This is a genomic window from Actinosynnema pretiosum (assembly GCF_024171695.1).
Classification (GTDB): Bacteria; Actinomycetota; Actinomycetes; order Mycobacteriales; family Pseudonocardiaceae; genus Actinosynnema; species Actinosynnema pretiosum.
The window spans coordinates 291,251-313,512 of sequence record NZ_JAMTCF010000010.1; the positions used below are offsets into that span (position 1 = coordinate 291,251).

At 75.1% G+C, this 22,262-nt stretch carries 25 protein-coding genes; 20 read left to right on the top strand and 5 right to left on the bottom strand.

The genetic code is table 11. The features are described from left to right. The first annotated feature begins 6 nt into the window (after window positions 1–6). Genes LV78_RS22015 through LV78_RS22040 form a run of 6 tightly spaced genes read left to right on the top strand, consistent with a single transcriptional unit; the run spans window position 7 to window position 5,972 of the window. Window positions 7–879 (top strand): TauD/TfdA dioxygenase family protein, encoded by an 873-nt coding sequence (locus tag LV78_RS22015; protein ID WP_253847484.1) that lies wholly within the window; start codon window positions 7–9, stop codon window positions 877–879. Between the two features lies 1 nt (window position 880). Further along, entirely contained in the window at window positions 881–2,092 is a 1,212-nt protein-coding gene (locus LV78_RS22020; RefSeq protein WP_253847485.1) for a cytochrome P450 family protein, read from the top strand. Beyond that, window positions 2,089–2,775 carry a glycosyltransferase family protein gene (locus tag LV78_RS22025; RefSeq protein ID WP_253847486.1) on the top strand — a complete coding sequence of 229 codons (687 nt, stop codon included), beginning with the start codon at window positions 2,089–2,091 and terminating at the stop codon, window positions 2,773–2,775. Before LV78_RS22020 ends, LV78_RS22025 begins: the two co-directional genes overlap by 4 nt. A 2-nt stretch (window positions 2,776–2,777) precedes the next feature. Further along, on the top strand, window positions 2,778–4,229 hold the full coding sequence (locus LV78_RS22030) for a serine hydrolase (RefSeq protein ID WP_253847543.1): 1,452 nt from the start codon (window positions 2,778–2,780) through the stop codon (window positions 4,227–4,229). Continuing rightward, window positions 4,226–5,461, top strand: coding sequence for a glycosyltransferase (locus LV78_RS22035; protein ID WP_253847487.1), 1,236 nt, complete (start codon window positions 4,226–4,228; stop codon window positions 5,459–5,461). The genes LV78_RS22030 and LV78_RS22035 overlap by 4 nt, the downstream gene beginning before the upstream one ends. Window positions 5,462–5,495: 34 nt before the next feature. Further along, window positions 5,496–5,972, top strand: a complete 477-nt coding sequence (locus LV78_RS22040) for a nuclear transport factor 2 family protein (RefSeq protein ID WP_253847488.1) — start codon at window positions 5,496–5,498, stop codon at window positions 5,970–5,972. Window positions 5,973–5,985: 13 nt separating this feature from the next. On the opposite strand, the gene LV78_RS22045 is transcribed toward LV78_RS22040, so the two are convergent. Beyond that, a complete protein-coding gene (locus LV78_RS22045) occupies window positions 5,986–6,381 on the bottom strand; it encodes an Imm1 family immunity protein (protein WP_253847489.1) in 396 nt (131 codons plus the stop codon). Between the two features lie 233 nt (window positions 6,382–6,614). Here LV78_RS22045 and LV78_RS22050 point away from each other — a divergent pair, with 233 nt between their 5' ends. The 6 genes from LV78_RS22050 to LV78_RS22075 all read left to right on the top strand — a co-directional run bounded on the left by LV78_RS22050 (window position 6,615) and on the right by LV78_RS22075 (window position 11,462). Further along, window positions 6,615–7,889: an MFS transporter gene (locus LV78_RS22050; protein ID WP_253847490.1), complete on the top strand. Its 1,275-nt coding sequence runs from the start codon at window positions 6,615–6,617 to the stop codon at window positions 7,887–7,889. A gap of 296 nt (window positions 7,890–8,185) precedes the next feature. Further along, window positions 8,186–8,398, top strand: coding sequence for a hypothetical protein (locus LV78_RS22055; RefSeq protein ID WP_253847491.1), 213 nt, complete (start codon window positions 8,186–8,188; stop codon window positions 8,396–8,398). 105 nt (window positions 8,399–8,503) lie between these two features. Next, on the top strand, window positions 8,504–9,379 hold the full coding sequence (locus LV78_RS22060) for a class I SAM-dependent methyltransferase (RefSeq protein ID WP_253847492.1): 876 nt from the start codon (window positions 8,504–8,506) through the stop codon (window positions 9,377–9,379). A 40-nt stretch (window positions 9,380–9,419) separates the two neighbouring features. Then, the gene (locus LV78_RS22065) at window positions 9,420–10,268 is read left to right on the top strand and encodes a hypothetical protein (RefSeq protein WP_253847493.1); all 849 of its coding nucleotides are present in this window, start codon (window positions 9,420–9,422) and stop codon (window positions 10,266–10,268) included. Window positions 10,269–10,332: 64 nt separating this feature from the next. Continuing rightward, window positions 10,333–10,758, top strand: coding sequence for a hypothetical protein (locus LV78_RS22070; RefSeq protein WP_253847494.1), 426 nt, complete (start codon window positions 10,333–10,335; stop codon window positions 10,756–10,758). Window positions 10,759–10,868: 110 nt separating this feature from the next. After that, a complete protein-coding gene (locus LV78_RS22075; RefSeq protein WP_253847495.1) occupies window positions 10,869–11,462 on the top strand; it encodes a cadmium resistance transporter in 594 nt (197 codons plus the stop codon). 16 nt (window positions 11,463–11,478) lie between these two features. Here the strand turns inward: LV78_RS22075 and LV78_RS22080 are convergent, their stop codons facing one another. Further along, window positions 11,479–12,345, bottom strand: coding sequence for an SAM-dependent methyltransferase (locus tag LV78_RS22080; RefSeq protein ID WP_253847496.1), 867 nt, complete (start codon window positions 12,343–12,345; stop codon window positions 11,479–11,481). A gap of 272 nt (window positions 12,346–12,617) precedes the next feature. Here LV78_RS22080 and LV78_RS22085 point away from each other — a divergent pair, with 272 nt between their 5' ends. From LV78_RS22085 to LV78_RS22115, 7 genes are all read left to right on the top strand, one after another. Further along, window positions 12,618–13,226: a DUF998 domain-containing protein gene (locus LV78_RS22085; RefSeq protein WP_253847497.1), complete on the top strand. Its 609-nt coding sequence runs from the start codon at window positions 12,618–12,620 to the stop codon at window positions 13,224–13,226. A gap of 78 nt (window positions 13,227–13,304) precedes the next feature. Beyond that, on the top strand, window positions 13,305–13,841 hold the full coding sequence (locus tag LV78_RS22090; protein ID WP_253847498.1) for a hypothetical protein: 537 nt from the start codon (window positions 13,305–13,307) through the stop codon (window positions 13,839–13,841). Further along, on the top strand, window positions 13,822–15,720 hold the full coding sequence (locus LV78_RS22095) for a hypothetical protein (protein WP_253847499.1): 1,899 nt from the start codon (window positions 13,822–13,824) through the stop codon (window positions 15,718–15,720). Before LV78_RS22090 ends, LV78_RS22095 begins: the two co-directional genes overlap by 20 nt. Before the next feature lie 41 nt (window positions 15,721–15,761). After that, window positions 15,762–16,214, top strand: coding sequence for a nitroreductase/quinone reductase family protein (locus LV78_RS22100; protein WP_253847500.1), 453 nt, complete (start codon window positions 15,762–15,764; stop codon window positions 16,212–16,214). Further along, the gene (locus LV78_RS22105; RefSeq protein WP_253847501.1) at window positions 16,211–16,672 is read left to right on the top strand and encodes a tetratricopeptide repeat protein; all 462 of its coding nucleotides are present in this window, start codon (window positions 16,211–16,213) and stop codon (window positions 16,670–16,672) included. The genes LV78_RS22100 and LV78_RS22105 overlap by 4 nt, the downstream gene beginning before the upstream one ends. 120 nt (window positions 16,673–16,792) lie before the next feature. Continuing rightward, the gene (locus LV78_RS41705; protein ID WP_253847502.1) at window positions 16,793–17,986 is read left to right on the top strand and encodes a cytochrome P450; all 1,194 of its coding nucleotides are present in this window, start codon (window positions 16,793–16,795) and stop codon (window positions 17,984–17,986) included. 5 nt (window positions 17,987–17,991) lie between these two features. After that, window positions 17,992–18,180, top strand: coding sequence for a ferredoxin (locus LV78_RS22115; RefSeq protein WP_253847503.1), 189 nt, complete (start codon window positions 17,992–17,994; stop codon window positions 18,178–18,180). Between the two features lie 12 nt (window positions 18,181–18,192). Here the strand turns inward: LV78_RS22115 and LV78_RS22120 are convergent, their stop codons facing one another. Next, window positions 18,193–18,645 (bottom strand): DUF6314 family protein, encoded by a 453-nt coding sequence (locus LV78_RS22120; RefSeq protein ID WP_253847504.1) that lies wholly within the window; start codon window positions 18,643–18,645, stop codon window positions 18,193–18,195. 176 nt (window positions 18,646–18,821) lie between these two features. On the opposite strand from LV78_RS22120, the gene LV78_RS22125 reads away from it, so the two are divergent. Next, complete coding sequence (locus LV78_RS22125; protein ID WP_253847505.1) at window positions 18,822–20,633, top strand: ABC transporter ATP-binding protein; 1,812 nt, start codon at window positions 18,822–18,824, stop codon at window positions 20,631–20,633. 42 nt (window positions 20,634–20,675) lie between these two features. On the opposite strand, the gene LV78_RS22130 is transcribed toward LV78_RS22125, so the two are convergent. Together LV78_RS22130 and LV78_RS22135 are read right to left on the bottom strand one after the other, a co-directional pair. Further along, entirely contained in the window at window positions 20,676–21,329 is a 654-nt protein-coding gene (locus tag LV78_RS22130) for a response regulator (protein ID WP_253847506.1), read from the bottom strand. Beyond that, window positions 21,326–22,261 (bottom strand): sensor histidine kinase, encoded by a 936-nt coding sequence (locus tag LV78_RS22135; RefSeq protein WP_253847507.1) that lies wholly within the window; start codon window positions 22,259–22,261, stop codon window positions 21,326–21,328. Before LV78_RS22135 ends, LV78_RS22130 begins: the two co-directional genes overlap by 4 nt. Window position 22,262 lies beyond the last annotated feature (1 nt).

Below are 22,262 nucleotides of genomic sequence, written 5' to 3' on the forward strand. Positions count from 1 at the left end.
GAATCCATGGAGCAGTACGAGCTCGACGCCGTCAAGCGGATCACCACCAGGCCGCCGCGCGACCACCGGACGCTGGCGGTGCGCGGCCTGACCCCGGTCATCGGCGCCGAGGTCACCGGCCTCGACCTGCGCCGGGAGCTGACCGGGGAGCAGCTCACCGAGCTGAGGACGGCGTTCCTGGACCACCACGTGCTGGTGTTCCGCGACCAGGACATCACGCCGGACGACCACCAGCGCCTGGCCGCGCACTTCGGCGAGCTGCGCCCGGTGAACCCGCCGCCCGAGCACGGCAACCCGTACATCCTGGAGGTCGCGACCTCCCCGGAGGCCGCCACCGTGTTCGGCAACGGCTGGCACGCCGACGGCACCGCCGACGCCGAGCCCTCGCTCGGCTCGATGCTGCACATCACGGAGATGCCCGCGCCGGGCAGCGGCGGTGACACGCTCTTCGCGAACATGCACCTCGCCTACGACATGCTCTCGCCGAAGGTGAAGGAGCTGCTGACCGGGCTGACCGCGATCCACGACGGCGCGCACGCCTTCCGGGGCCACAAGATCCCCGAGGGCTACGAGCCTCCGGTCAGCGAGCACCCGGTCGTCGTGCGGCACCCGGAGACCGACCGTCCGCTGCTGTACGTCAACCCGGCCTACACCTCGCGCATCCCCCAGCTGTCGGCCGACGAGAGCCAGGCCGTGCTCGACCTGCTGTTCTCGGTCGTGCCGAACCGGCCGATGCTGGCCTGCCGGGTGCGCTGGGAGCCGAACACCCTGGTGTTCTGGGACAACCGCTGCGTCCAGCACCACGCGGTCTACGACTACTACCCGCACACCCGCTTCGGCCACCGCGTCGCCATCAACGGCGGCCCGCTGAAAGGCTGACATGTCGCCCGAACCCGTGGTGGACGTCCGCGACCCCGCCGTCCTCGGCGACCCGATGGGCGGGTACGACCGCGTCCTCGCCGAGCGGCCGGTCTGCTGGGCCCGGTTGCCCGACGGCCAGGAGGGCTGGCTGGTGACCGGCAACGCCGAGGTCCGCGCCGTGCTGACGCACCCGGCCGTGCGCAACGACCCCACCGGCCTGCCGGGGCGGGGCGCGCGGACCCAGGAGGAGGCGTTCCTCGCGCTGGGCACGCCCCCTGAGCACCTGCCGTACCTGCGGGCGAGCCTGCTGAGCCTGGACGGCGCCGAGCACGCGCGGCTGCGGCGCGGCATCGGCCACGCGTTCAGCGCGTCCCGCGTCCAGGCGCTGCGGCCGAGGGTGCAGGAGATCGTCGACGGGCTGCTCGACGGTCTCGGGCCCGCGCCCGTCGACCTGCTGGAGGAGTACGCCTACCCGCTGGCCATGGCCGTGGTGTGCGAGCTGGTCGGGGTGCCCGAGGCGGACTGGGCGCACTGGTACCGCTGGGGCAAGGTCCTGGTCGAGGGCGACCCGGCGCGGATCACGCCGACGCTGGGCGAGATGTTCGCCCACTGCCACGCGCTGGTCGACCGGCGCCGGGCCGAACCCCGCGCGGACCTGCTCAGCGAGGTCGTCGGCCGGGAGGACCTGACCGACGTCGACGTCGTGGCGCTCGTGGTGTTCCTCGTGCTCGCCGGGCACGAGACCATGGCGCACCTGCTGTCCAACGCGGCGCTCGCGCTGATGCGCGACCCCGCCCAGCGGGAGCTGCTGCGCGCGGAGCCGGGGCTGTGGCCCGCCGCGGTCCGCGAGCTGGTGCGCACCGACGGCCCGGTGCAGCTGGCGCGGTTGCGCTACGCCGCGACCGACTTCGAGGTGGGGGGCGTGCGGATCGGCGCCGGGGACGCGGTGCAGGCGGTGCTCGGGGCCGCCAACCGCGATCCGGCCCAGTTCGCCTGCCCGCGCCACGCCGACGTGCGCGGGCAGGCCGAGCGCGGCGGTCGCGACGGCGGCGTCGGGTTCGGCTGGGGGCCGCACTTCTGCCTCGGCGTCGCCCTGGCGAAGGTCGAGGCCGAGATCGCGCTGCGGAGCCTGTTCGACCGGTTCCCCTCGGTGGCGCCGGTCGGCGAACCGGCGTGGGTGCCGCTGCCACGGGGGCGGCACCGGGTCGCGCTGGAGGTGGCGCTGCGATGAGCGCGCCCGTTCCCGACGTCTCGGTCATCCTGCCCTGCGCCGGGCTCGGCACGCGGTTCGGGGCGCCGTACGCGAAGGAGCTGCACTGCCTGGCGCCGGGGGTCACCGTGCTCGACCGCAGCCTGGAGCCCGTGGTCGAGCTGGCCGAGGGCGGGGCGGCCGTGCGGGTGGTCGTCGTGTTCGGCCCGCACAAGCTGGACACGGTGAAGTACCTGGCGCGCTACGCCGGGACCCTCCAGCTGGTCTTCGTCTACCAGGACGACGACGCCGAACCGGGGCTCGACGGGGCGATCCGCTGCGCGCTGCCGATGACGCGGGGGCCGGTGGCCCTCGTCCTGCCCGACATCGTCGTCAGCGACGCGGGCAGCCTGCGGGAGGCCCTGCGGCTGGCGGGCGCGTCGGCCTGGGGCGTGGTGGCCGCGAAGGAGCGCGACCCCGTCGTCCTGCGGCAGATGGGCGCGCTCGCCGTGGACGGCGACGCGGGCGTGGTGACCGTCGAGGCCGCCGCGGAGAAGCCCGCCGATCCCTCGGGCTTCAACGCGCTCTGGGGCATCGTGGCGGTCACCGAGGAGCAGGCCCACCGGCTGCCGGACGTGGCGCGGCGAGACGCGGACAGCCCGCTGGCGGGGGCGCGCGCCCTCGTGGTGGAGCGGATCGTCAACTACAACACCACCGAGGGGTGAGCGTGCTCGACGACGTGATGGCGGCGCTCGACGCGGTCCTGCCCCGGTTGGCCGCCGTGACCGGCACGCCGGGGGTCGCCGTCGCGGTGGCGACGAGCGACGAGCTCCGCACGGCCGCGACCGGGTTCGCCGACCTGGCCGCGCGCACGCCGATGACCGCCGAGACCGTCGCACCGGCGGGCTCGCTCACCAAACCGGTCACCGGCCTGGCCTTCGCGCGGCTGGTCGAGGCGGGCGTGGCCGGGTGGGACGCGCCGGTCGACGACGTGCTCCCCTCCGGGCTGCGCGGGCCGGGCGCGGCGCCGGTCACCACCGCCATGCTGGCCGCGCACCAGGGCGGCTACCGCAGCGACGTCGTCACCGCCGTGACGCCTTCCGCGCCGGTGGAGCCGATCCTGGACTACGTGCGGCGGCGGCACCGGACCGGGCGCGCCGTCGAGTACGGCGGAGCGCTGCCGCTGGTGACGGCTCCGGGGCCCTACTCGTACTCCAGCTTCGGGACCGGGGTGCTCGGCGGCGTCGTCGAGCACCTGGCGGGCGAGCCGTACGAGGCCCACGTCGACCGGGAGGTGTTCGCGCCCGCCGGGATGACCGGCACGAGCATCGACGGCGCGGGCGGCGCCACCGGGTACATGGCGTTCGGCGACTGGTGCGTGCCGAGCCCGCCGCTGCGGACGGCGGCCTATCCGGGGGCCGGGATGCGCACCAGCGCGGCGGACTTCGCGCGGCTGCTCCAGTCCCTGCTGCGCACCGCCCGCGGCGACCGGGGCCTGGTCGGGCCGGACTCGCTCGCGGCGATGGTGACCCCGAGGGTCGAGCGCCCGAGCCCGCACGGCGTCCGCTCGTTCTCCGGCCTGACGTTCGAGCTCGCCGACCCCGACCTGGGCGAGGACTGGTGGTGGGGGCACACGGCGGCGTTCCCGTGGGGGTTCTGGTGGGAGGCGCGGGTCTGGCCGCAGCGCGACCTGGCGGCGGTCGCGGTGGGCAACCGGTGGGACATGACCCGGTTCCACAACCCGGCCAGTCGCAGCGCGCCCGGCCTGGCCGTGGACTGGGCGGGCCGCTGGGCGCGCTCCGGCGCCCCCGCGAAGCTCGCGGACGTGGACGGCGCTCCCCGGTGGACCGGTCCCCGGCCCACCCCGGAGAGCTCGCGCTGGATGGGCGTGCTGGTGGGCGAGCGCACCCACGGCCTGCTCGGCGTGCCCGAGCCGCTGCCGGTCGCGGAGCTGACCGCAGGCGCGCGCTCCCTCGGCGGCGCGGACCCGTCCGGCTGGGACCCGGCCGCGTTCGGGCGCGGTGTGGCGCAGGCGCGCGCGGTGGCGCCGGACCCGGCCGCGCTCGGCGAGCTCGGCCGCCAGCTCGGCCCGGCGGCGGCCCTGTGGGCGCTGGAGTGCGGGGCGTCGAGCGCGGACGTCGCGATGCCGGTCGGCTTCTACGCGGGAGCGGCCCGGTGACGCGGGTGCTGCTCTCGACGTACGGGACGCGCGGCGACGTCGAACCGCTGCTGGCCCTCGCGGTGGAGCTGCGCGCGCTCGGCGCCGGAGTGCGGGTGTGCGCCCCGCCGGACGAGGAGTTCGCGCGGCGGCTGGCCGGTCTCGGGATCGACGCCGTGCCGGTGGGCCCGCCGATCCGGGAGCTGATGAGCGGCGCGGTCCCACCGTCGGCGGCGGAGCTGTCCCGCTACCGCGTCGAGCTGGTGGACGCGCAGTTCTCCGTCCTCCCCGCAGCGGCGGCCGGGTGCGACGCGCTGGTCGTGGCAGGCTTGGCGCAGGTGGCCGCCCGATCCGTGGCCGAGGACCTGGGCATCCGGTACGCGTACGTGACCTACGCGGCGGTCAACCTGCCGTCACCGCACCACGGGCCGCCCCCGCGCCCCGGCTGGCCTGAGCCGGAGGGTGACAACACGGCACGGTGGGCACTCGACGCCGACCTGGTCGACGCCCAGTTCCGCGAGCCGCTCAACCGCCACCGCGCCGCGCTCGGCCTGCCCCCGGTGGCCGCCGTGCGCGACCACGTCCACTCCGACCGGCCGTGGCTGGCCGCGGACCCGCTCCTGGGCCCCTGGCCGCCGGGCCAGTACCTGGAAGTGGTCCAGACCGGCGCGTGGACCACGGCGGACGAGAGCCCGCTGCCCGCCGAGCTGGCGGAGTTCCTGACCGCGGGCCCGCCACCGGTCTACGTGGGTTTCGGCAGCATCGGCCCGGCGCCCGGCGTGGCCCGCGCCGCGTTCGAGGCAGGCCGCGCCCTGGGGCACCGCGTCCTGGTGTCCCGTGGCTGGGCGGACCTGGACCTGGTCGACGGCCGGGACGACTGCCTCGCCATCGGCCACGTCAACCACCAGCGCCTGTTCGGCGAACTGGCGGCGGTGGTCCACCACGGCGGCGCGGGGACCACGCACGCGGCTGCCAAAGCGGGCGTGCCGCAGGTGGTCGTCCCGATCCAGGTGGCCGACAACCCGTACTGGGCGGGCCGGGTGGCGGCCTGCGGGGTCGGCGCGGCCCTGGACGGCCGAACGGCGACGAGGGAGACCCTCGCGGCGGCGCTGGAAACGGCGCTGACCCGCGAGACCCGCGACCGGGCCAGGGCGCTGGGAGCCGGGATCCGCACCGACGGGGCGAGCAGGGCGGCACGCCTGCTGCTCGACGACCTCTCCGCCCCTGCGGGATGCGGCCAGGGCCCGACTTGACCTCCAGCAAGGTGGAGGTACCAGGCTGATCCCCGTGAACCGCGACGAGATCACCGAGTTCAGCGCGCTCATCAGCCGCTTCTTCCGCGCCATGGACGCGCGCGAGTTCCCCGTGGGCTGGGCGGGTGAGCACTTCACCACCGACGCGCGCCTGTCCTCCCCGATCGGCTCGGCCGAGGGGATCGAGGAGGTGGCCGCGCACGTGGCGGAGTCGGTCCGCCGCTTCGCCCGCACCCAGCACACCTCCTCGGACGTGCTGGTCGAGAGCGCCGACCCCGTCGTGCTGACCTGGAACGCGCTCATGACGCACGTCCACGCGGAGAGCACCCTCCTGGCGCGAGGCCCCGGCGCGAACCCGGTGTTCCAGGTCGGTGGCCTCTGGCGGGCCGAGCTGCGGAGCACCCCCGACGGCCCGCGGATCAGCGACCTGTCCCACGAGGCGATCTGGATCACCGGCCAGCCGCCCGCGCTGCCCGAGGGCGTGCGGCCGGTGGTGGCCGGGAGCCGCTGACCCGCGCCCGCGCTCACCCGGCGTCGCGCCGCCACCGGACCCCGCCGGGCCGCCGTCCGCCTTCACGCGCGCACTCGTGCACGGCGGCCCGCACCACCGCCAGGGGCACCTCGACGCCCGCCGGGTGGTCCCAGTCCAGTCCGATCACCAGGTACCGCCCAGACTCCCCCACCCCCTCGCTGATCCACACCTCGTCCCCGTCGACGTGGCACAGCAGCCCGCACCCGCGCGCCCCGTCCACCCCCACGTTCAGCAGGGGCGACTGCGGGTCGGACCGGTCCCACAGCTGCGCCACCACCGGCGCGCCCACCGCCACGAGGTCGTCCAGCACCCCGTCCACGTCCTCCGGTCCGCGCAGCTCCACGTCGACCGTCTGACCGGGGTAGTACCAGGCCACCAATTCCGTCACGTCCACTCCGACGTGGGACCTCCCCGCCACGGGAGAGTGAACCGCGCAACATCTGGTACGCGGGTTCCACTCCGTGTGGCACAGTGGTCCCGGAGCCGAAAGGCCCACGCGGCACCCCCGCACGCGCGCAGCACGCCGCGTCGCCGGGCGGAGGCCGTGGTGTGTATCTACCTGCCCCGCATCACGGGGTAAGGCGGCACTGGTCCAGTCCCGCCTCGTGAAAGCACGTCACCATGACCACGCGTTCCGTCGCCCTGCTCGACGAGTCCCCGCAGGCCCCCGCCGAGTCCCCCTCGGTCGCGCGCGCCGTGTTCGACTCCGCCGGGCCTTCCTTCTTCCCGCTGGCCCTCGTGGCCCGCTTCCCCTACGCCATGACCGTCGTCGGCGTGCTCACCCTGGTCGTCGCCGCGCGCGGCTCGATCAGCCTGGGCGGCGTCACCTCCGCGACCGCAGGTGTCGGCATGGCGCTGTTCGGGCCGCTGATCGGCGCGGCGGCCGACCGGTGGGGGCAGCGGCGCGTGCTGCTGGCCACCGGGGTCGCCACCAGCGCAGCGCTGACCGCGCTGGTGCTGTTGGCGTACTCGCCGCTGCCCTCGGCGGCGCTGCTCGTCGCCGCGTTCCTGGTCGGCGCGACCACCCCGCAGGTGCCGCCGATGTCGCGCAGCCGCCTGGTCGGCCTGGTCACCCGCCGCACCAGCGGTGCGACCCGGCCGAAGGCGGTCAACGCGGCGATGGCCTACGAGTCCGCCGCCGACGAGATGACGTTCGTCTTCGGCCCGACCCTCGTCGGTGTCCTGGCCGCCGCCTTCTCCCCCGCCGCCCCGATCATCGCCGCCGCCGCGCTGACCCTGGTGGCGGTGTGCCTGTTCGCCCTGCACCCCAGCGCGACCGCCGCCCAGCCCACCGCCGAGGACCGGGTGACCCCCGACCCGGTGAGCGCCCTGTTCCGGCCGTCACTGCTCGTGGTGCTGCTGGGCATCGTGGGCATCGGCCTGTTCTTCGGCTCGGTGCTGACCTCGCTGACCTCGTTCATGTCCGACCACGGCGACGCCGAGCAGGCCGGGCTGGTGTACGGCGCGATGGGCCTGGGCTCGGCGGTGTGCGCGCTGCTGGCCGGGATGCTCCCGCCCGCGTTCGCGCTGCGCGACCGCTGGCTGGCGTTCGCCGCGCTGGCGCTGGCGGGCGCGGTCGGGCTGAACCTGGCCACGTCGGTCCCGACCGTGGCGATCGCGCTGGCACTGGCGGGCACAGGCATCGGCCCGCTGCTGGTCACCCTGTACACGCTGGTCTCGGACCTGGCCCCGGTGGGCCGCAACGCCACCGTGATGACGATGGCCAGCACGGCGATCGTGGTCGGACAGGCCCCGGCGTCCACCCTGACCGGCTTCCTGGCCGAGGACCACGGCACGACGACCGCGCTGGTGATGCCGCTGGTGGCGGTCGCGGTGATCGCCTCGGCGGGACTGCTCAACCGGTTCTCATCCGCCCGGACGACCCCGCACGCGTAGCCCGTTCACCAGGAAGTGCGCTCATCGTCGTCACCCGGCGAAGGGACGACGATGAGCGCGCCGACCGCACCCCCGCAGCCTGCCGCCCCGGTGATCACCACCGTGGCCGGGACGCGGAGCGCGGGGCCGGGCAAGCGACCGCTACGTCGCCGACGCGTCCGCGAGGTCACCGCCGACAGGCGGATCACCACCGTCGCGGGCGGCGCAGGCACGACGCCGAGGAGCCCCCCGCGTCCTGGCGCGCACCACGCCCTCGGTCCGCTGGACCTGGTGGGCTGCGCACGCACGGGGTCGTGGTGGCGCGTGGGCGCGGTAACGGCTCGTTCGAGCGGGCCGTGCTGGTGTGCGCGGGGTTCGGGCACAGCAGCGACGCGGGGGCCTGGCGGGTCGACCGGCACCCCCGGTTCGTCGCCGACGTCACCGGGGAGAAGCTGGTGGACCTCGTCGGCTTCGGCGGGCCTGGGGTGCACGTGGCCCGGAACCTGGACCGGCGCTTCGTGCTGCACTGAGGCGGTGACCTTCCGGGGCGGGCAGTGGCCGGGACGTGCCCAGGCCACCGGCGGTCCCCGGAAAACCGCCTGACCGCCCGTGCCCTCGTCGCTAGCGTCCGCAGCATGGACCACGAGGACCCGCGCGCCTACCTGCTCGGCCTTGAAGGGCTCACGCTGCTGAAGGCGTACGCCGGTGAGCACGACCGGGAGTTCACGGAAGCGCGGATCGCCGAGATTCGCGCCCTCCTCGCGGACGGGTCGCTGGACGGCGCGGGCGTCGAGGTCGAGCGGGTGGACGCGGTCACCGGGTACCGGTTGTGGTCGCCGACCTACGACTCCCCGAACACCGCGTTCGACCTCGACGAGCCCCTGGTCGCCGGGATCGTGGACGCGCTGCCGCCGGGTGACGCGCTGGACGCCGCGTGCGGCACCGGTCGGCACGCCGTGCGCCTGGCCGGGCTCGGGCACCGGGTCGTCGGGGTGGACGGCTCGCCCGACATGCTCGCGCGCGCCCGCGCCAGGGTGCCCGGTGGCGTGTTCGCGCGCGGCGACCTGCACCGCCTGCCAGCGCCGGACTCCTCCACCGACCTGGTGGTGTGCGCGCTGGCGCTGACCCACGTGCCGGACCTGCGCCCGGTGCTGGCCGAGTTCACCAGGGTGCTGCGGCCGGGCGGTCACCTGGTGCTCTCCGACGTCCACCCGGAGCGAGTGCTGCTCAGCTCGGTGCCGAAGGTCCGCGACGCCGCCGGGCGCCCCGGCAGGCTGTCCGCGCACCGGCACCGGGTCGGCGACTACCTGCGCGCCGCGCTCCCCCTCGGCCTGCGCGTGCTGCGCTGCGAGGAGCCGACCGCACCGCCGCGCGTGAGCGGGGAGGCCGCGGTGGGTCCGTGGCAGGGGTGGCCGTGGTCGTTGGCGGCGCTGGTCCCGGAGGCCGCCGAGGCCGCGCACGCGGGGTCCCCGGCGCTGCTGGTCCGGCACTTCCGGCACGAAGGCCGGTGAACCGCCGGGAATTGTCGGACCCGCTGCCTACGATGCCGCCGTGACCGACTTCGACGCGTTGCGCACCGACGGCTCCTGGCGGCTGACCACGACCGGCGACCTGATCACCGGCGCGGTGTTCCGGCTGTCCCCGAACCCGGACCGGCGGGCGCTGGTGGAGGCGCTGGGCGCCGACGCGACCGACCCCGAGCAGTGGGAGTCCGCGCTGCTGGAGGCGTTCCTGACCGCCCCGGAGTCGGCGGACCTGACCGCACTGGAGCTGCACCTGACCGACGTGCACCACTCGGCGGCCCGCGTGGCGGTGGCGCTGGCCTCCCGCAGGCGCGAGCACCTGGCCGAACTGGTGGTCGAGCACGACTTCGAGCACCTGTACGAGCCCGTGGTCACCTCGACCGGCCGCCGGTTCGACCCGCAGGACAAGCTGAGCGAGGGGTTCGCCGACGAGAGCGCGGTGGACCTGTGGGCCGCGCTGCCCGCGCTGCGCACCCTGCGAGTGAGGGGAACCCTGCTGTTCGACGGCCTGGACTCGTCCTCGGTGACCGACCTGCACGTGAGCGGCGCGCCGTTCGTGGACGGGGCGGTGTACCCCTACCGCGCGCCGAACGTGGTGAGCCTGACGGCGGAGATCGGCATCGACGTGTACGGGTGCGGCTGCCCGGTGGGCCACCTGGAACTGCTGACCCCGGAGGGCTACCCGGCGCTGCGGCACCTCGACCTGACCGGGATGGCGCTGGACGCGGACGAGGAGGAGGTGCTGGAGACCCTGGCGGAGCTGCCGCTGCTGCGGCAGTTGGAGACCCTGGACCTGGACCTGGAGCTGGACGAGGACGTGCCGGAGCACCTGGCACCCGCGTTCGCGCACCTGGAGCGGGGGCCGGGCGAGGACTGACACCCCCTGGCCGGGGGTGGGGCCCGTGCGCAGGGCCCTTTCCCCGCCACGGTTACAGTTCGGCGTGAACACCGGGTCGACGGAAGGGCGGGGGCACGTGCGCGCGCTCTGCGCCGTCCTCCCCACGCCCGTCCTGCTCGTGCTCGGCGCGGTCGGGCCGCTGGACACGGCCACGTCCACCCACGCGCCCGCGCTGGCCGCCGAGCCGTCGGCGTGGACGCTCCCGTTCGCCGACGTCGTCGCTGTGCTGCTGGCGACCGCGCTGCTCACCGCGCTGGCCGACGTGCTGCTGCGCGCGGGCGCCGTGGCGCGGGAGGCGCTCGCGCACCGGGTCCGCACGTGGCTGGCGCTGCTCGCGCGGGTGGCGCCGCGCGAGTCCGGCGCGCCCGCCGCGGCGCCTCGCCGCGAGTTCGTCCCCGCCGCGCTCCGCCAGGTCTTCCTGACCGCGTTCCGCACCCACCGGGGCCCTCCGACCGCCGCACGCGCGTAGCCGAACGCCCGTCGTCCCGGCTCGCACCCGCGCCGCCCACCGCGCCCCGCGCTCGCCGGGAGCGCGCCCCGAACTCCGGTCGGACGACCGCCACGAGGCAGGAAAACCCCATGGATCCGGCACTGCTGGGCCGCGCCGCCGCGATGTTCGCGGTCACCAACATCGACGACCTGCTGCTGCTCGCGCTCTTCTTCGGCCAGGCGCGGGGTGATCGGCGGGCCGAGCTGCGCGTGGTCGTCGGCCAGTACCTCGGGTTCGGCGCGATCCTGGCCGTGGCGGTGGTCGGCGCGCTGGGCGCGGGCCTGCTGCCCGAGGCGGTGATCCCGTACCTGGGGCTGCTGCCGCTGGCGCTGGGGGTGCGCGCGGGCTGGACGGCGTGGCGCGAGCGCGACGCCCACGAGGACGGGGACGAGGTGGACACTGCGGCGGGCGCGGCGCAGATCGCCGCCGTGACGTTCGCCAACGGCGGCGACAACATCGGCGTCTACGTCCCGGTGTTCGCGGTGGCGGGCGCGGGCGGGACGGTCGGTTACGCGGTGATCTTCCTGGTCGGGGTGGCGGTGTGGCTGGCGGCGGGCCGGTTCCTGGCGGGCCGCCCCGTGGTCGCCCGCTTCCTGGCCCGCTGGGGGCACGTGGCGCTTCCGGTGGTGCTGATCGCGATCGGCCTGGTGATCCTGGTGGAGGGCGGCGCGTTCGGGCTGTGACCGCTCACCCGTCCGGTCACCCGTCGACCACCCGCTCGGCCACGACCAGCAGGTAGTTCACCCGCCCGCCCCGGTAGCCGTCGAGGAACGCGGTCTCCACGCCGGTGCGCAGGTCGGAGCGGGCGCGCAGCTCCCAGTAGGGGATGGCGCGCGCGGTCAGGTCGGTGACCTCCAGCGGTGCGAGGCCGTGGTCGGCCAGCGCCCGGAAGTAGGCGCTGCGCCGGTGGATGCGGCAGTCGTAGTGCCGGTCGATGGCCTCGCCCTCCGGCGCGCGCCCGGTGACCGCGTCGTTGTGGCAGCCGGTGACCAGCGCGTACCGCCCGCCGGGCCGCAGCAGCCGGGCGAACTCGGCGAACGCCTCGTCCAGGTCCACGTACATGGTGCTCTCGTTGGTGATCAGCCGGTCGAACGCGCCGTCCGCGAACGGCGTCGCGACCATGTTGGCGCGGTGGAACCGCACCCGGTCGGCGCACCCGCGCCGCCGCGCCAGGTCCGAGGCGAACTCGACGTGGTGGGAGCAGAAGTTGACGCCGTCGACCGCGCACCCGAACCGGTCGTGCGCCATGAACGAGGTCCCGCCCCGGCCCGATCCCGCGTCCAGGACCCTGGCGCTCGCGGGGACCTCGCCCAGCGCGGACAGCACCAGGTCGGCCTGGGCGCTCTCCATCCGGTGCAGCTCCCGCGCGATCCGCCCCTGGAGCTCGTGCGGCGGACCGGTGAGCGCGTCGGGGTCGGGGGCGTCGACGCCGTAGTGGTGGTGGTAGAGGCCGTCGTCCGCGCCGAGCAGCAGGTTGACCGGGTCGTCCCGCTTGCCCTCCCAGTGGGCGTTGGTCTTGCGCTCGTAGTCGGTGCGCACGACGCTCCCGGTCGGGGAACTCGGCACGGCGCCTCCTCGGGTGGACGGGGGTGGACCGCCACCAGCGTCGAGCACCGAGGGGCGCGGGGCAGGCGCGCTCACCCGCGTGCCCGCCGCGAACCACCCGCCGGGCAGCGCCGGGGACCACTCAGCCGCGTCCTCCTTCGGCCGCACGGGTGATCGCCGGGACACCGGGGGGCGAACACCGCAGTCCGGTCCACTGTGGACGCTTCGGGAAAGCCGCCGAAAGACCTGCGGCTGTTCACCGGGCGATCACCGGAGGCCGGGAGCATGGGGGCATGGCTCCCGCTCAGCTCAGACCCGGTGTCGTCCTGCCGCTGACCGGCGGGGCCTCGATCCTGCTGCTGCTGTCCGCGCTGGGTCCCGGCGACCCGGTCGCGGACGTGATCAGCGATTACGCCCTGCACCCGTCGAGCGCGCCGTGGTTCGCGCTGTGCGTGCTGCTGCTCGCCGTCGGCGGCACGGCCGCGCTCACCGGGCTGCCGCGCTCGTGGGCGTTCCGGGCGTGGCAGGGCGGGGCGGTGCTGTGCGTGGTGTTCCCGTCGAACGCGGACGGCGAGTCGACCTTCTCCGGCGACGTGCACCGCCTGGCGGGCGGGGCGCTGCTGTCCTGCCTGCCGGTGGTGGGGTGGAAGGTGGCGCGGTGGGCGGGGGCGACCGGGCACGCGCGGACGGTGGTGCGGCTGTCGCTGCTGGTGCTGGTGACGGCCGTGCTGTTCGGCGTGAGCCATTTGACCGTCTCCCCGCTGGGCGTGGCGCGGGGGTTGCTGGAGCGGATCACCGTGTTCGCCCAGGCGGGATTGCTGCTGGCGATCGCCGCGACACCTCGGCTCGTCCCGGAAAGCACCGACAAACGAGACGTCGCAGTCCTCCCACCTCCTGTTTGACGGCGTTTGCGCGCGCATGCCGGTTCCCTCCCTAAGTTTTTCCCCGCACGCGAAAAGCGCTACCGTCCCGCAGTGGAAATGACCGGAGAGGAATTCCACGCCTGGGCGGATACATTATTTCTCGATAATTCGAGTGCCCTGTGGACGAGCGCGAAAGGGGCGGGGCGGATGGCGGATTTGCTGTCGGCGGAGGCGGTCGGTGTGGCGCGGGCCGTGGTGGCGCGGTGGCACGCGGGTGAGCTGGAGGCGTTCGAGGACCTGGTGGAGGCGTACCGGGCCGACCCGGACGCGACCGTGCGCGGGGTGCGGCTGGACGCGCCCGTGGGGATGGGGATCGAGCTGGCGGCGGTGACGCCGTGGGTGCTGGCGGCGGTGAGCGCGGCGGGCGGGGTGCTCGTGGAGAAGGCCGCCGAGGACGCCTGGTCGGCGGGTCGGCGGTGGCTGGCGCGGGTGTGGGAGCGGGGCGGGAGGCCTGCGGCCGAGGAGGCCGAGCAGGCGACGGTCGTGATCACCGTGCACCTGACCGGTCTGGGCGCGTCCGAGCCGCTCGCCCGCGCGGTGGCCGAGCAGGTCGTGCGGGAGTTAGGGGGCCGCGATGACGCTCCCGCCGCGTGAGGGCGCCCCGCGCGCCAGGTACGCGCTGCTGGTGACGGTCCTGCTCACGGCGGCGGTGTACTCGGGCAGCCTGATCTTCTACTCGGCGCTCGGGGGGTGGTACTTCGAGGCGCTGAAGCCTTGCATGGACGCAGGGCTCGGCCTGTCTGACTTCGACCAGGCAGTTGCTTTCCAGCGCTGCGAAAAACCCTACGACCAGGCGCGGACAGCGTTCGCCTGCCTGTTCGGCCTGCTCGCGGCCGTCCTCGGGTGGGCGTTGCTGCGGCGCTTGCCCGCGCGGTTGCACCGGCGGGCCAGGATCACCCGCGCGGCCGGGGAGCGCTGGCAGGAGGAGGCCGCCAAGGCGGTGAGGTCGATGGGGGGCCAGGTCGTCCCTGTGGTGGAGTTCGGGTCCGCGTGCCGGGAGGCGTTCACCGTCCGGGCAGGCGGCCGGGTGCGGATCGTGCTGCCCTACGGTGTGCTCGCGCTGCCCAAGCCGGAGGCGTCCGCGCTGCTGCGACACGAGTGCGCGCACGTGGCCGCCGATGATGTCGACCGGGTGTGGCTGACCAGGGCCGTGTGGTGGGCGACCCCGGTGGTGCTGGCGCTGCCACTGCCGTGGCTGAAGTTGGAAAAACCGTTCACGCTCGACTACGCGATCCGCGCGGCGCTACTGCTGGCGCTGGTGCAGGTGGTATCGCGCAGCGTGCTGCGCTCGCGCGAGCACGCAGCCGACCTGCTGTCCACCCGCGATTCCACCACCGGTCTGGACGCGCTACTCCGCCGGGGTGTGGCCCCGCCCCGGTCCTGGTTGCGCTCGCTGGCTGCGTTGCACCCGTCGTTCCTGCATCGGCTGGACGTGCTGGCGCGTGGTGGGGTCGAGCGTCACACCCGCGCGGTGGAGGGATTCGCCTTCGGCGCGCTGGTCGGGCTCGCCCAGCCAGTGCTGTCGTTCTTCATCCAGTCCGCCCTGTCCCAGGAGACCGGGCTCCGGATGACCACGCTGGCGCTCTCCGTGGTGCCCGGCGTGCTGCTGGGGTACGCCTGGGGCCCTGCGGTGTGGCGCTCCCGCACGGCCGCCGACCTGAGACCGGGCTTGGAGCGTGTCGCGAGCGCACTGGGCCTGCCGCTGGGGGTCGTGGTGGGCCTGGCGCTGTCGCTGGTCGGCACGGGCAGTGCTCTGCTCACGTCGGTGACCGCTTGGACATGGAGCTTCGCTGTCGTCGCGCTGGTCGGCGCCACCGCGCTGTGCGAGGGCATCGCTGCTCTGTGGCACCAGCACCGGCCAGGCGCCTCGCCCCGGTGGGACGGCGCGATCGCGGCGCTGCTGTTCACCGGCGCGGTCGAAGCGATCTTCTCGTTCCGGCCCACAATGCAGGTCGCTGGGCTGGCAGGGGTCTGGCTGTCGATGACCACCGCGCCGTTCCTGGCGCTGCTGGCGGGCAACCTGGTCGTCGCGGCGCTGGCCTGGCGGGTGGCGGCGGGCAGGAGGGTGAGGGTGCTGCTGCCCACCGTGGTGGTCACGGCACTCGCCTCGGTGTCCCGCTTGGTCTCGGCTGGCGCGGTCACCCCGGAAAACGCTGTGGAGCACTTCGAGGTGAACGGCGTTGTGGCCGTGGGTGCCGGGTTGGTGGTGTTCCTGGCGCACGCTGTGGCGAGCGGGCGGGCCGGGATCGCCGAGGGGGTCGCGGGCGCGTGGGTGGCGACGCCGGTGACCGCGCTGGCGCTCACCCTGGAGTTCGGCCAACCGCAGCACGTCCTGTGGTTCGCGCTGGAACAGGCTGCGGCGTACCTGGCACTCCTGCTGCTGCTCACGGCCGTCGTCGCCGCCGCGCTGGTCGCCTTCCGCGACAGGGCGCCGACCGCGCCGGAGCCCGTGGCCGCGCGGAGCCGGACGTAACCTCCGAGCACCGCCGCCGACGACGACGCAGGAGGAGCAGCGTGAGCGTTGAGCCCGAGGAGACCTGGCAGGAGCGCAACACCAGGGTCATCGCGGAGTTCCGGGCGAACGAGGGCCGGGTCGGCGGGATCTTCGCGGGCGCGCCGATGGTGCTGCTGCGCCACCGGGGCCGCAAGAGCGGGCGCGAGCTGATCGCCCCGCTGGTGTGCCTGCCGCACGAGGACGACCCGGACGTGGTGCACGTGTTCGCCTCCGCGGGCGGCGCGCCGGAGCACCCGTCCTGGTACTCCAACCTCATCGCGGCGGGCGCCGCCGTGGTCGAGCGCGGGGTGGAGGTCTTCCCCGTGGCCGTGCGGGAGCTGACCGGGGCGGAGCGGGACCGGGTGTACGGCGAGCAGGTGCGGCGGTACCCCGGTTTCGGCGACTACGAGCGCAGGACCGAGGGCGTCCGGGTCATCCCGGTGCTGGAGCTGCGCAGGACGGCCGAGGGGTGATCACCGACCCGGTCCTGCTGCGCGTCGCCGAGGCCGCCCAGCTCAACCACGGGCAGGGGCGGCGCGCGGACGCCCGCGTGCTGCTCGACCGGCTGTGGGCGGAGATCGGCGGCGAGCGGGGCGACCCGCTGCACGTGTGCGTGCTCGCGCACACCATGGCCGACGTCCACGACGACGTGCGCGAGGAGCTGCGCTGGGACGAGCGGGCGCTCGCGGCGGCCGACCTGCTGGGCGACGAGCGGACCGCGAGCGCGGGCGTGGCGCTGCCGGTGGCGGCCCTGCGCCCGTCGCTGCACCTGAACCTGGCCGACTGCCACCGCAAGCTCGGCGACCTCGAACGCGCCCGCGAACACCTCGAACGCGCCCGAGAGCACGTCGACCTGCTCGGCGACGACGACTACGGGAGGGTGATCCGCGACGGCCTCGCCCGGTTGGCGGAGCGGCTCGCCGCCGGGTGAGCGGTCACCGGGACCGCACCCCCTTGTCCACCCGTTGGCGGTCCGATCACACACCCCGGCCGCGTTACCGTCGGGGCGCTCGCCCCCGGCAAGTCCCCTCCTGCTGGAAGGACGCCCACCGTGACCGAGTCCGCCATCCTCCCCGTCCCCCGCGACCAGCGCGCGCACCCGCTGGGGCCGCCAGCCGGGATGGTGGAGGCGCTCGGGCACGGGCCGGTGCGGATGGTGTGGCCCAACGGGGTTCCGGCTTGGGTGATCAGCAGTTACTCCGGGGTCAGGACGGTGCTGTCCGATCCGCGCTTCACCTCCATGCGCGAGGGCGGCCCGGACATGCGGGCCTCCGGGGACACGATCATCGGCGAGAAGCGGCCCGGCAACATCAACGTGCTCGACGGGGCCGAGCACATGCGGCTTCGCCGTCCGCTCTCCCGCGCGTTCATGGTCAAGAAGATGAACGCCATGCGCCCGTTCATCCAGCGGATCGTCGATGAGCACTTAGATGAGATGGAGCGCTCCGGCGCGCCCGCCGACCTGGTCTCGGCGTTCTGCCTGCCGATCCCCTCCCTGGTGATCGCCGAGCTGCTGGGTGTGCCGACCGAGCACCAGCCGCTGTTCCAGGCCACCGCGCGGGGCATGTTCGGCGTGGACAACGCCAAGGAGGACTACCTGCGCAACGCCGCCGAGCTCGCGGGCGTGCTGGTGCCGGTGGTGGAGGCCCGCAAGCGCGAGGGCGGCAGCGACGACCTGATCGGGTTGATGGTCAACGACACCGACTTCGAGCTGGACGAGCTGCTGTTCCTGGCGATCGGGCTGCTCGCCGCCGGTCACGAGACCACCTCGGGCGCCATCGGGCTGTTCGCGCTGACCCTGTTCGAGAACCCCGAGCAGCGGGCGGTGCTGCAGGCGAACCCGGACCGGGTGGACGTGATCGTCGAGGAGCTGCTGCGCTACTCGCAGGGCAGGCTCGGCGGGGCCGCGCTGGCGCGGCGCGCGCTTGAGGACGTGGAGCTGGACGGGGTGACGATCCGCGAGGGCGAGTGGGTCACGGTCTCGCTCACCGCCAACCTGGACGAGGCGCTGTGCGAGCAGGCGGGCGAGCTGGACCTGACCCGCAAGAGCGTGACGCACCTGGGGTTCGGGTTCGGCCCGCACCAGTGCCTGGGCGCGAACCTGGCCCGCACCGAGCTGCAGATCATGCTGCGGTCGCTGTTCACCCGGTTCCCGGACCTGGCGCCGGCGATCCCGGTGCCGCAGATGGAGTTCCGGACGGACTCGATCACCTACTCGGCCGTCGAGATCCCCGTGGTGTGGTGACGGCGGTGACCGTGCGGATCGAGCGGGACGGGTGCATCGGGTCGGGGCAGTGCGTGCTCACCTCGCCGGAGGTGTTCGACCAGGACGACGACGGTGTCGGCGTGGTGCTGCGCCCCGACCCGCCGGACGAGCTGCTGCCGCAGGTGCGCGACGCGGTGCACCGCTGCCCGGCCGGGGTGGTGGCGCTGGACTGACCCCGCGCCCGGTCAAGGACGCTCGGGCCCGCCGTCGCGCTCGTAGTCGGTGAGCAGCTCGTAGTCCTTGGCCGGGCCGGTGGCGCGCCAGCGCTCGGTGTAGCTGTCCGGGCCGGTGATCCGCCCGGCCACGAGGTAGGTGTCCGGGCTGCACCAGTGGTCGGCGTTCCAGCCGCCCTCCCCCAGGCGCAGCCGGTAGAACTCGCGGCCGTCCGCGAACGTCACGTCCAGCACGTCCGCGCCCCGCTCGGCGTAGCGCAGCGACCGCGTGGCGGGCCGCCGCACGCCGCCCAGCTCGACCTCGCCCTCCTCGTGGTAGGCGAGCTGGCCGGACTCCGGGTCGTCCTCGAACACCGCCCACCCGGTGAAGGCGCCCTCCTGCCCGGCCCGGTGGTCCACGACGCGCCGCCGCACCCGCCACCGCCCGCGCAGGAAGTCCGCGACCCCGTGCTGCTCCTCGCTCACCCCGCGAAGACTTCCAGGTCCACCGCCGCCGCGCCAGGCGGCCGGGGCGCCACAGCGGGTGCGCCCGCGCTCGGCGGACGGGGGAACCGGTTGGGGCAGAAGTGTTATTCGATCGCCACGCCCCGCCCGGCCGGTGCAGCATCGAGCGCCGGGAGCAACCCTGGAGGAGGCGATCCGTGGGGTCACCACCGGAGCAGAGCGCCGGAGAGCGGTCCACCGCCCGAGGCAGGGCGGTGCTGCTCGCGCTGCGCCTGTACCTGCGGGAGCTGCGCCGCCACGGCCCGCTCACCGCGGGCGGGATGCTGCTGCCCGCGCTGGGCAACACCTGCATGCTGTACGTGGCGCCGCTGGCGGTCGCCGCGCTCGCGAGCCGGGTCGTGGAGGGCGCGGGCGTCGCCGAGGCGGCGCCGCTCCTGCTGGCGTTCGGCGGCGTGCTGCTGTTCGCCGAACTGCTGTGGCGCATCGGGTTGCACTGCCTGAACCGGGTCGACGGCCGGGGCATCGAGCACCTGTCGGTGTTCGGCTTCGACGCGCTGCTCGCCAAGGACGCGGCGTTCTTCCACACCAACTTCGCCGGGTCGCTGACCAAGCGGGTGCTCGGCTTCGCGGGCCGCTTCGAGGAGTTCACCGACGCGCTGGTGTTCAGCGTGGTCGCCAAGGTCGTGCCGCTGGGCTTCGCGTGCGTGGTGCTGTGGGGCTACCACCCGGCGCTGGTGGTGGTGCTGCTCGGCCTGATCACGGTGACCGGTGTGGCCGTGGCCCCGCTGGTGCGCCGCCGCCAGCGGCTGGTGGACGCGCGCGAGGCCGCCTACGCGCGGGTGTCCGGGCACGTCGCGGACGTGCTGTCGAACGTGGAGGCGGTGCGCGCGTTCGCCGCCGAGGAGCGGGAGGGCGCGGAGCACCGGCGGCGGGCCGCCGAGAGCCGGGCGCTGGCGCTGCGCTCGTGGGACTACGGGAACCTGCGGGTGGACGTGCTGGTGGCGCCGATGTCCGTGCTCACCAACGTCCTCGGCCTCGTGGTGGCGGTGTGGGCGAGCGGCGGGCTGGGCCTGGAGGCGCTGCTGGTGACGTTCACCTACTACGGCAACGCCACCCGGATCATGTTCGAGTTCAACCACGTCTACCGGCGGTTGGAGGGCTCGCTCACCGAGGCCGCGCAGTTCACCGAGCTGCTGCTGGACGAACCGACCGTGGTGGACGCCGCCGAGCCGGAACCGGTGCGCGCCGACGACTCCGGCGTGCGGTTCGACCGGGTGGCGTTCGCGCACCCCGGCGGGCCGCCGCTGTTCACCGGGCTGGACCTGGACGTCCCGGCGGGCACCCGGATCGGGCTGGTCGGGCGCTCCGGGGGCGGCAAGACCACGCTGACCCGGTTGCTGCTGCGGTTGAGCGACGTGGACGGCGGCAGCGTGCGGATCGGCGGGCAGGACATCTCGCGGGTGCGGCAGGCGGAGCTGCGGGGGCTGATCGCGTACGTGCCGCAGGACCCGTCGATGCTGCACCGGACGCTGCGGGAGAACATCGCGTTCGCCCGGCCCGGCGCGAGCGAGGCGGAGATCCAGCGGGCGGCCCGCGCCGCGCACGTGACCGAGTTCGCGCGGGAGCTGCCGGAGGGGTTCGACACGGTGGTGGGCGAGCGCGGCGTGAAGCTGTCCGGCGGGCAGCGGCAGCGGGTGGCGCTGGCCCGCGCGATCCTGCGCGACGCGCCGATCCTGCTGCTGGACGAGGCGACCAGCGCGCTGGACTCGGAGAGCGAGGCGCTGGTGCAGCGGGCGCTGTGGCGGCTGCTGGAGGGGCGGACGGCGCTGGTGGTGGCGCACCGGCTGAGCACGGTGGTGCGGATGGACCGGCTGGTGGTGCTGGACCGGGGCGCGGTGGTGGAGCAGGGCACGCACGCCGAGCTGCTGGACGCGGACGGCGCGTACGCGCGGCTGTGGCGGCACCAGTCTGGCGGGTTCCTGGACGAGGCGGCGTCGGGGGCGCGGTAGCGGTCCGCAGAGGACAGTACACAGTGGACTGTCCTCTGCGGGCTAGCGCTCGACCAGTCCGGCGTCGTGCGCGAGTACGGCAGCCTGGACCCGGTTCGCCAGGTCGAGGCGGGTCAGGATGGTGCTCACGTGCCCCTTGACCGTGCCCTCCACCAGGTTCAGCTCGCGCGCGATCCGGGCGTTGCTCAGCCCCGCGCCCACCAGCGCCAGCACGTCCCGCTCGCGCGGGGTCAGCAGGTCGGCGCGGGCGCGGGCCTCGGCGGCCCGGCCGAGCGGCCGGGTGTCCAGCGCCGCCAGGACGCGCGCCGCGACGCGGGGCGCCAGGTACGCGCCGCCGCCCGCCACCGCGTGCACCCCGGCCAGCAGCTCGCGCGGGTCGCCGGACTTGAGCAGGAACCCCTTCGCGCCGCCGTCCAGCGCCCGCGCCACGTAGGCGTCGTCGCCGAACGTGGTCAGCACGGCCACCGCCACCCCCGGCGCGCTGCGCGCCAGTTCCTCGGCGGCGGCCAGCCCGTCGAGCCGGGGCATCCGGATGTCGAGCAGGGCGACGTCGGGCCGGTGCTCCAGGGCGAGCCGGACCGCCGCGCGCCCGTCGTCGGCCTCGGCGACCACGGTGATCGCGGGGTCGGTGGCGAGGACGGCCCGCACGCCCGCGCGGATCAGCGGCTCGTCGTCGGCCAGCAGCACCCTGATCACCGCGCCTCCCGACCGGGCAGCGTGGCGGTGAGCTGGAACGCGCCGCCCGAGGTCGACACGTCGAGCGCGCCACCGGCCGACCGGACCCGCTCGGCGAGCGCGGCCAGCCCGGTGCCCGAGCCGGGTGCGCGGCGGCGGGTGGTGACCGGGTTGGCGACGGTCACCACGACGTCCTCGGCGGCGGTGACGGTGATCCGCACGGGCGCGCCGGGGGCGTGCTTGGCGGCGTTGGTCAGCGCCTCCCTGACCACCCGGTGCGCGGTGGTGGCGACGGCGGGCGGGAGCGGGCTCGGGCCGTGCCAGGTCAGGGTGACCGGGAGGCCCGCGGCCGAGGCGCGGTGGGCCAGGTCGGCCAGGTCATCGTCCTGCGGGCGCAGGGGTGGTGGTTCGCCGTCGCGCAGCAGGGCGACCAGCCCGGCGAGGCGCTCGGTGGCCGCGCCCGCGCCCGCGCGCAGCTCCCCCACCGCTTCCCGGTGCCGCTCGGGCAGGTCGGCGGCGAGTTCGAGGGCGCCCGCGCGCAGCGCCAGCAGGCTCAGCTCGTGCCCGAGCAGGTCGTGCGCGTCGTGCGCTATCCGGGCCCGCTCGCGCAGGTGGACGCGCTCGGCGGCGGCCACGGCCAGCTCCGCCTGCTGCCGCGCGGACCGCCCGACCAGCCACGGCAGCAGCACGGCCAGCAGCGCGAGCAGCGGCGCGGTGGCCAGGGCGTGCGGCGCGGCGAGCCCCAGCGGGACGGTCGGCGGCAGCGACACCAGCAGCACCGCCCACGCGGGCCGCCCGCCGCTCTCCCGCCGCCCGACGACGAACGCGCACACCGCTGTCACGACCAGCACCACGCCGGTCCACGGCGGGACGCCGTCGCCCATCGCCAGCGCGGTCGCCTGGGCCGTGGCCGAGCACAGCGCCAGGGGGACGAGCGGTCGGCGGATCGGCACG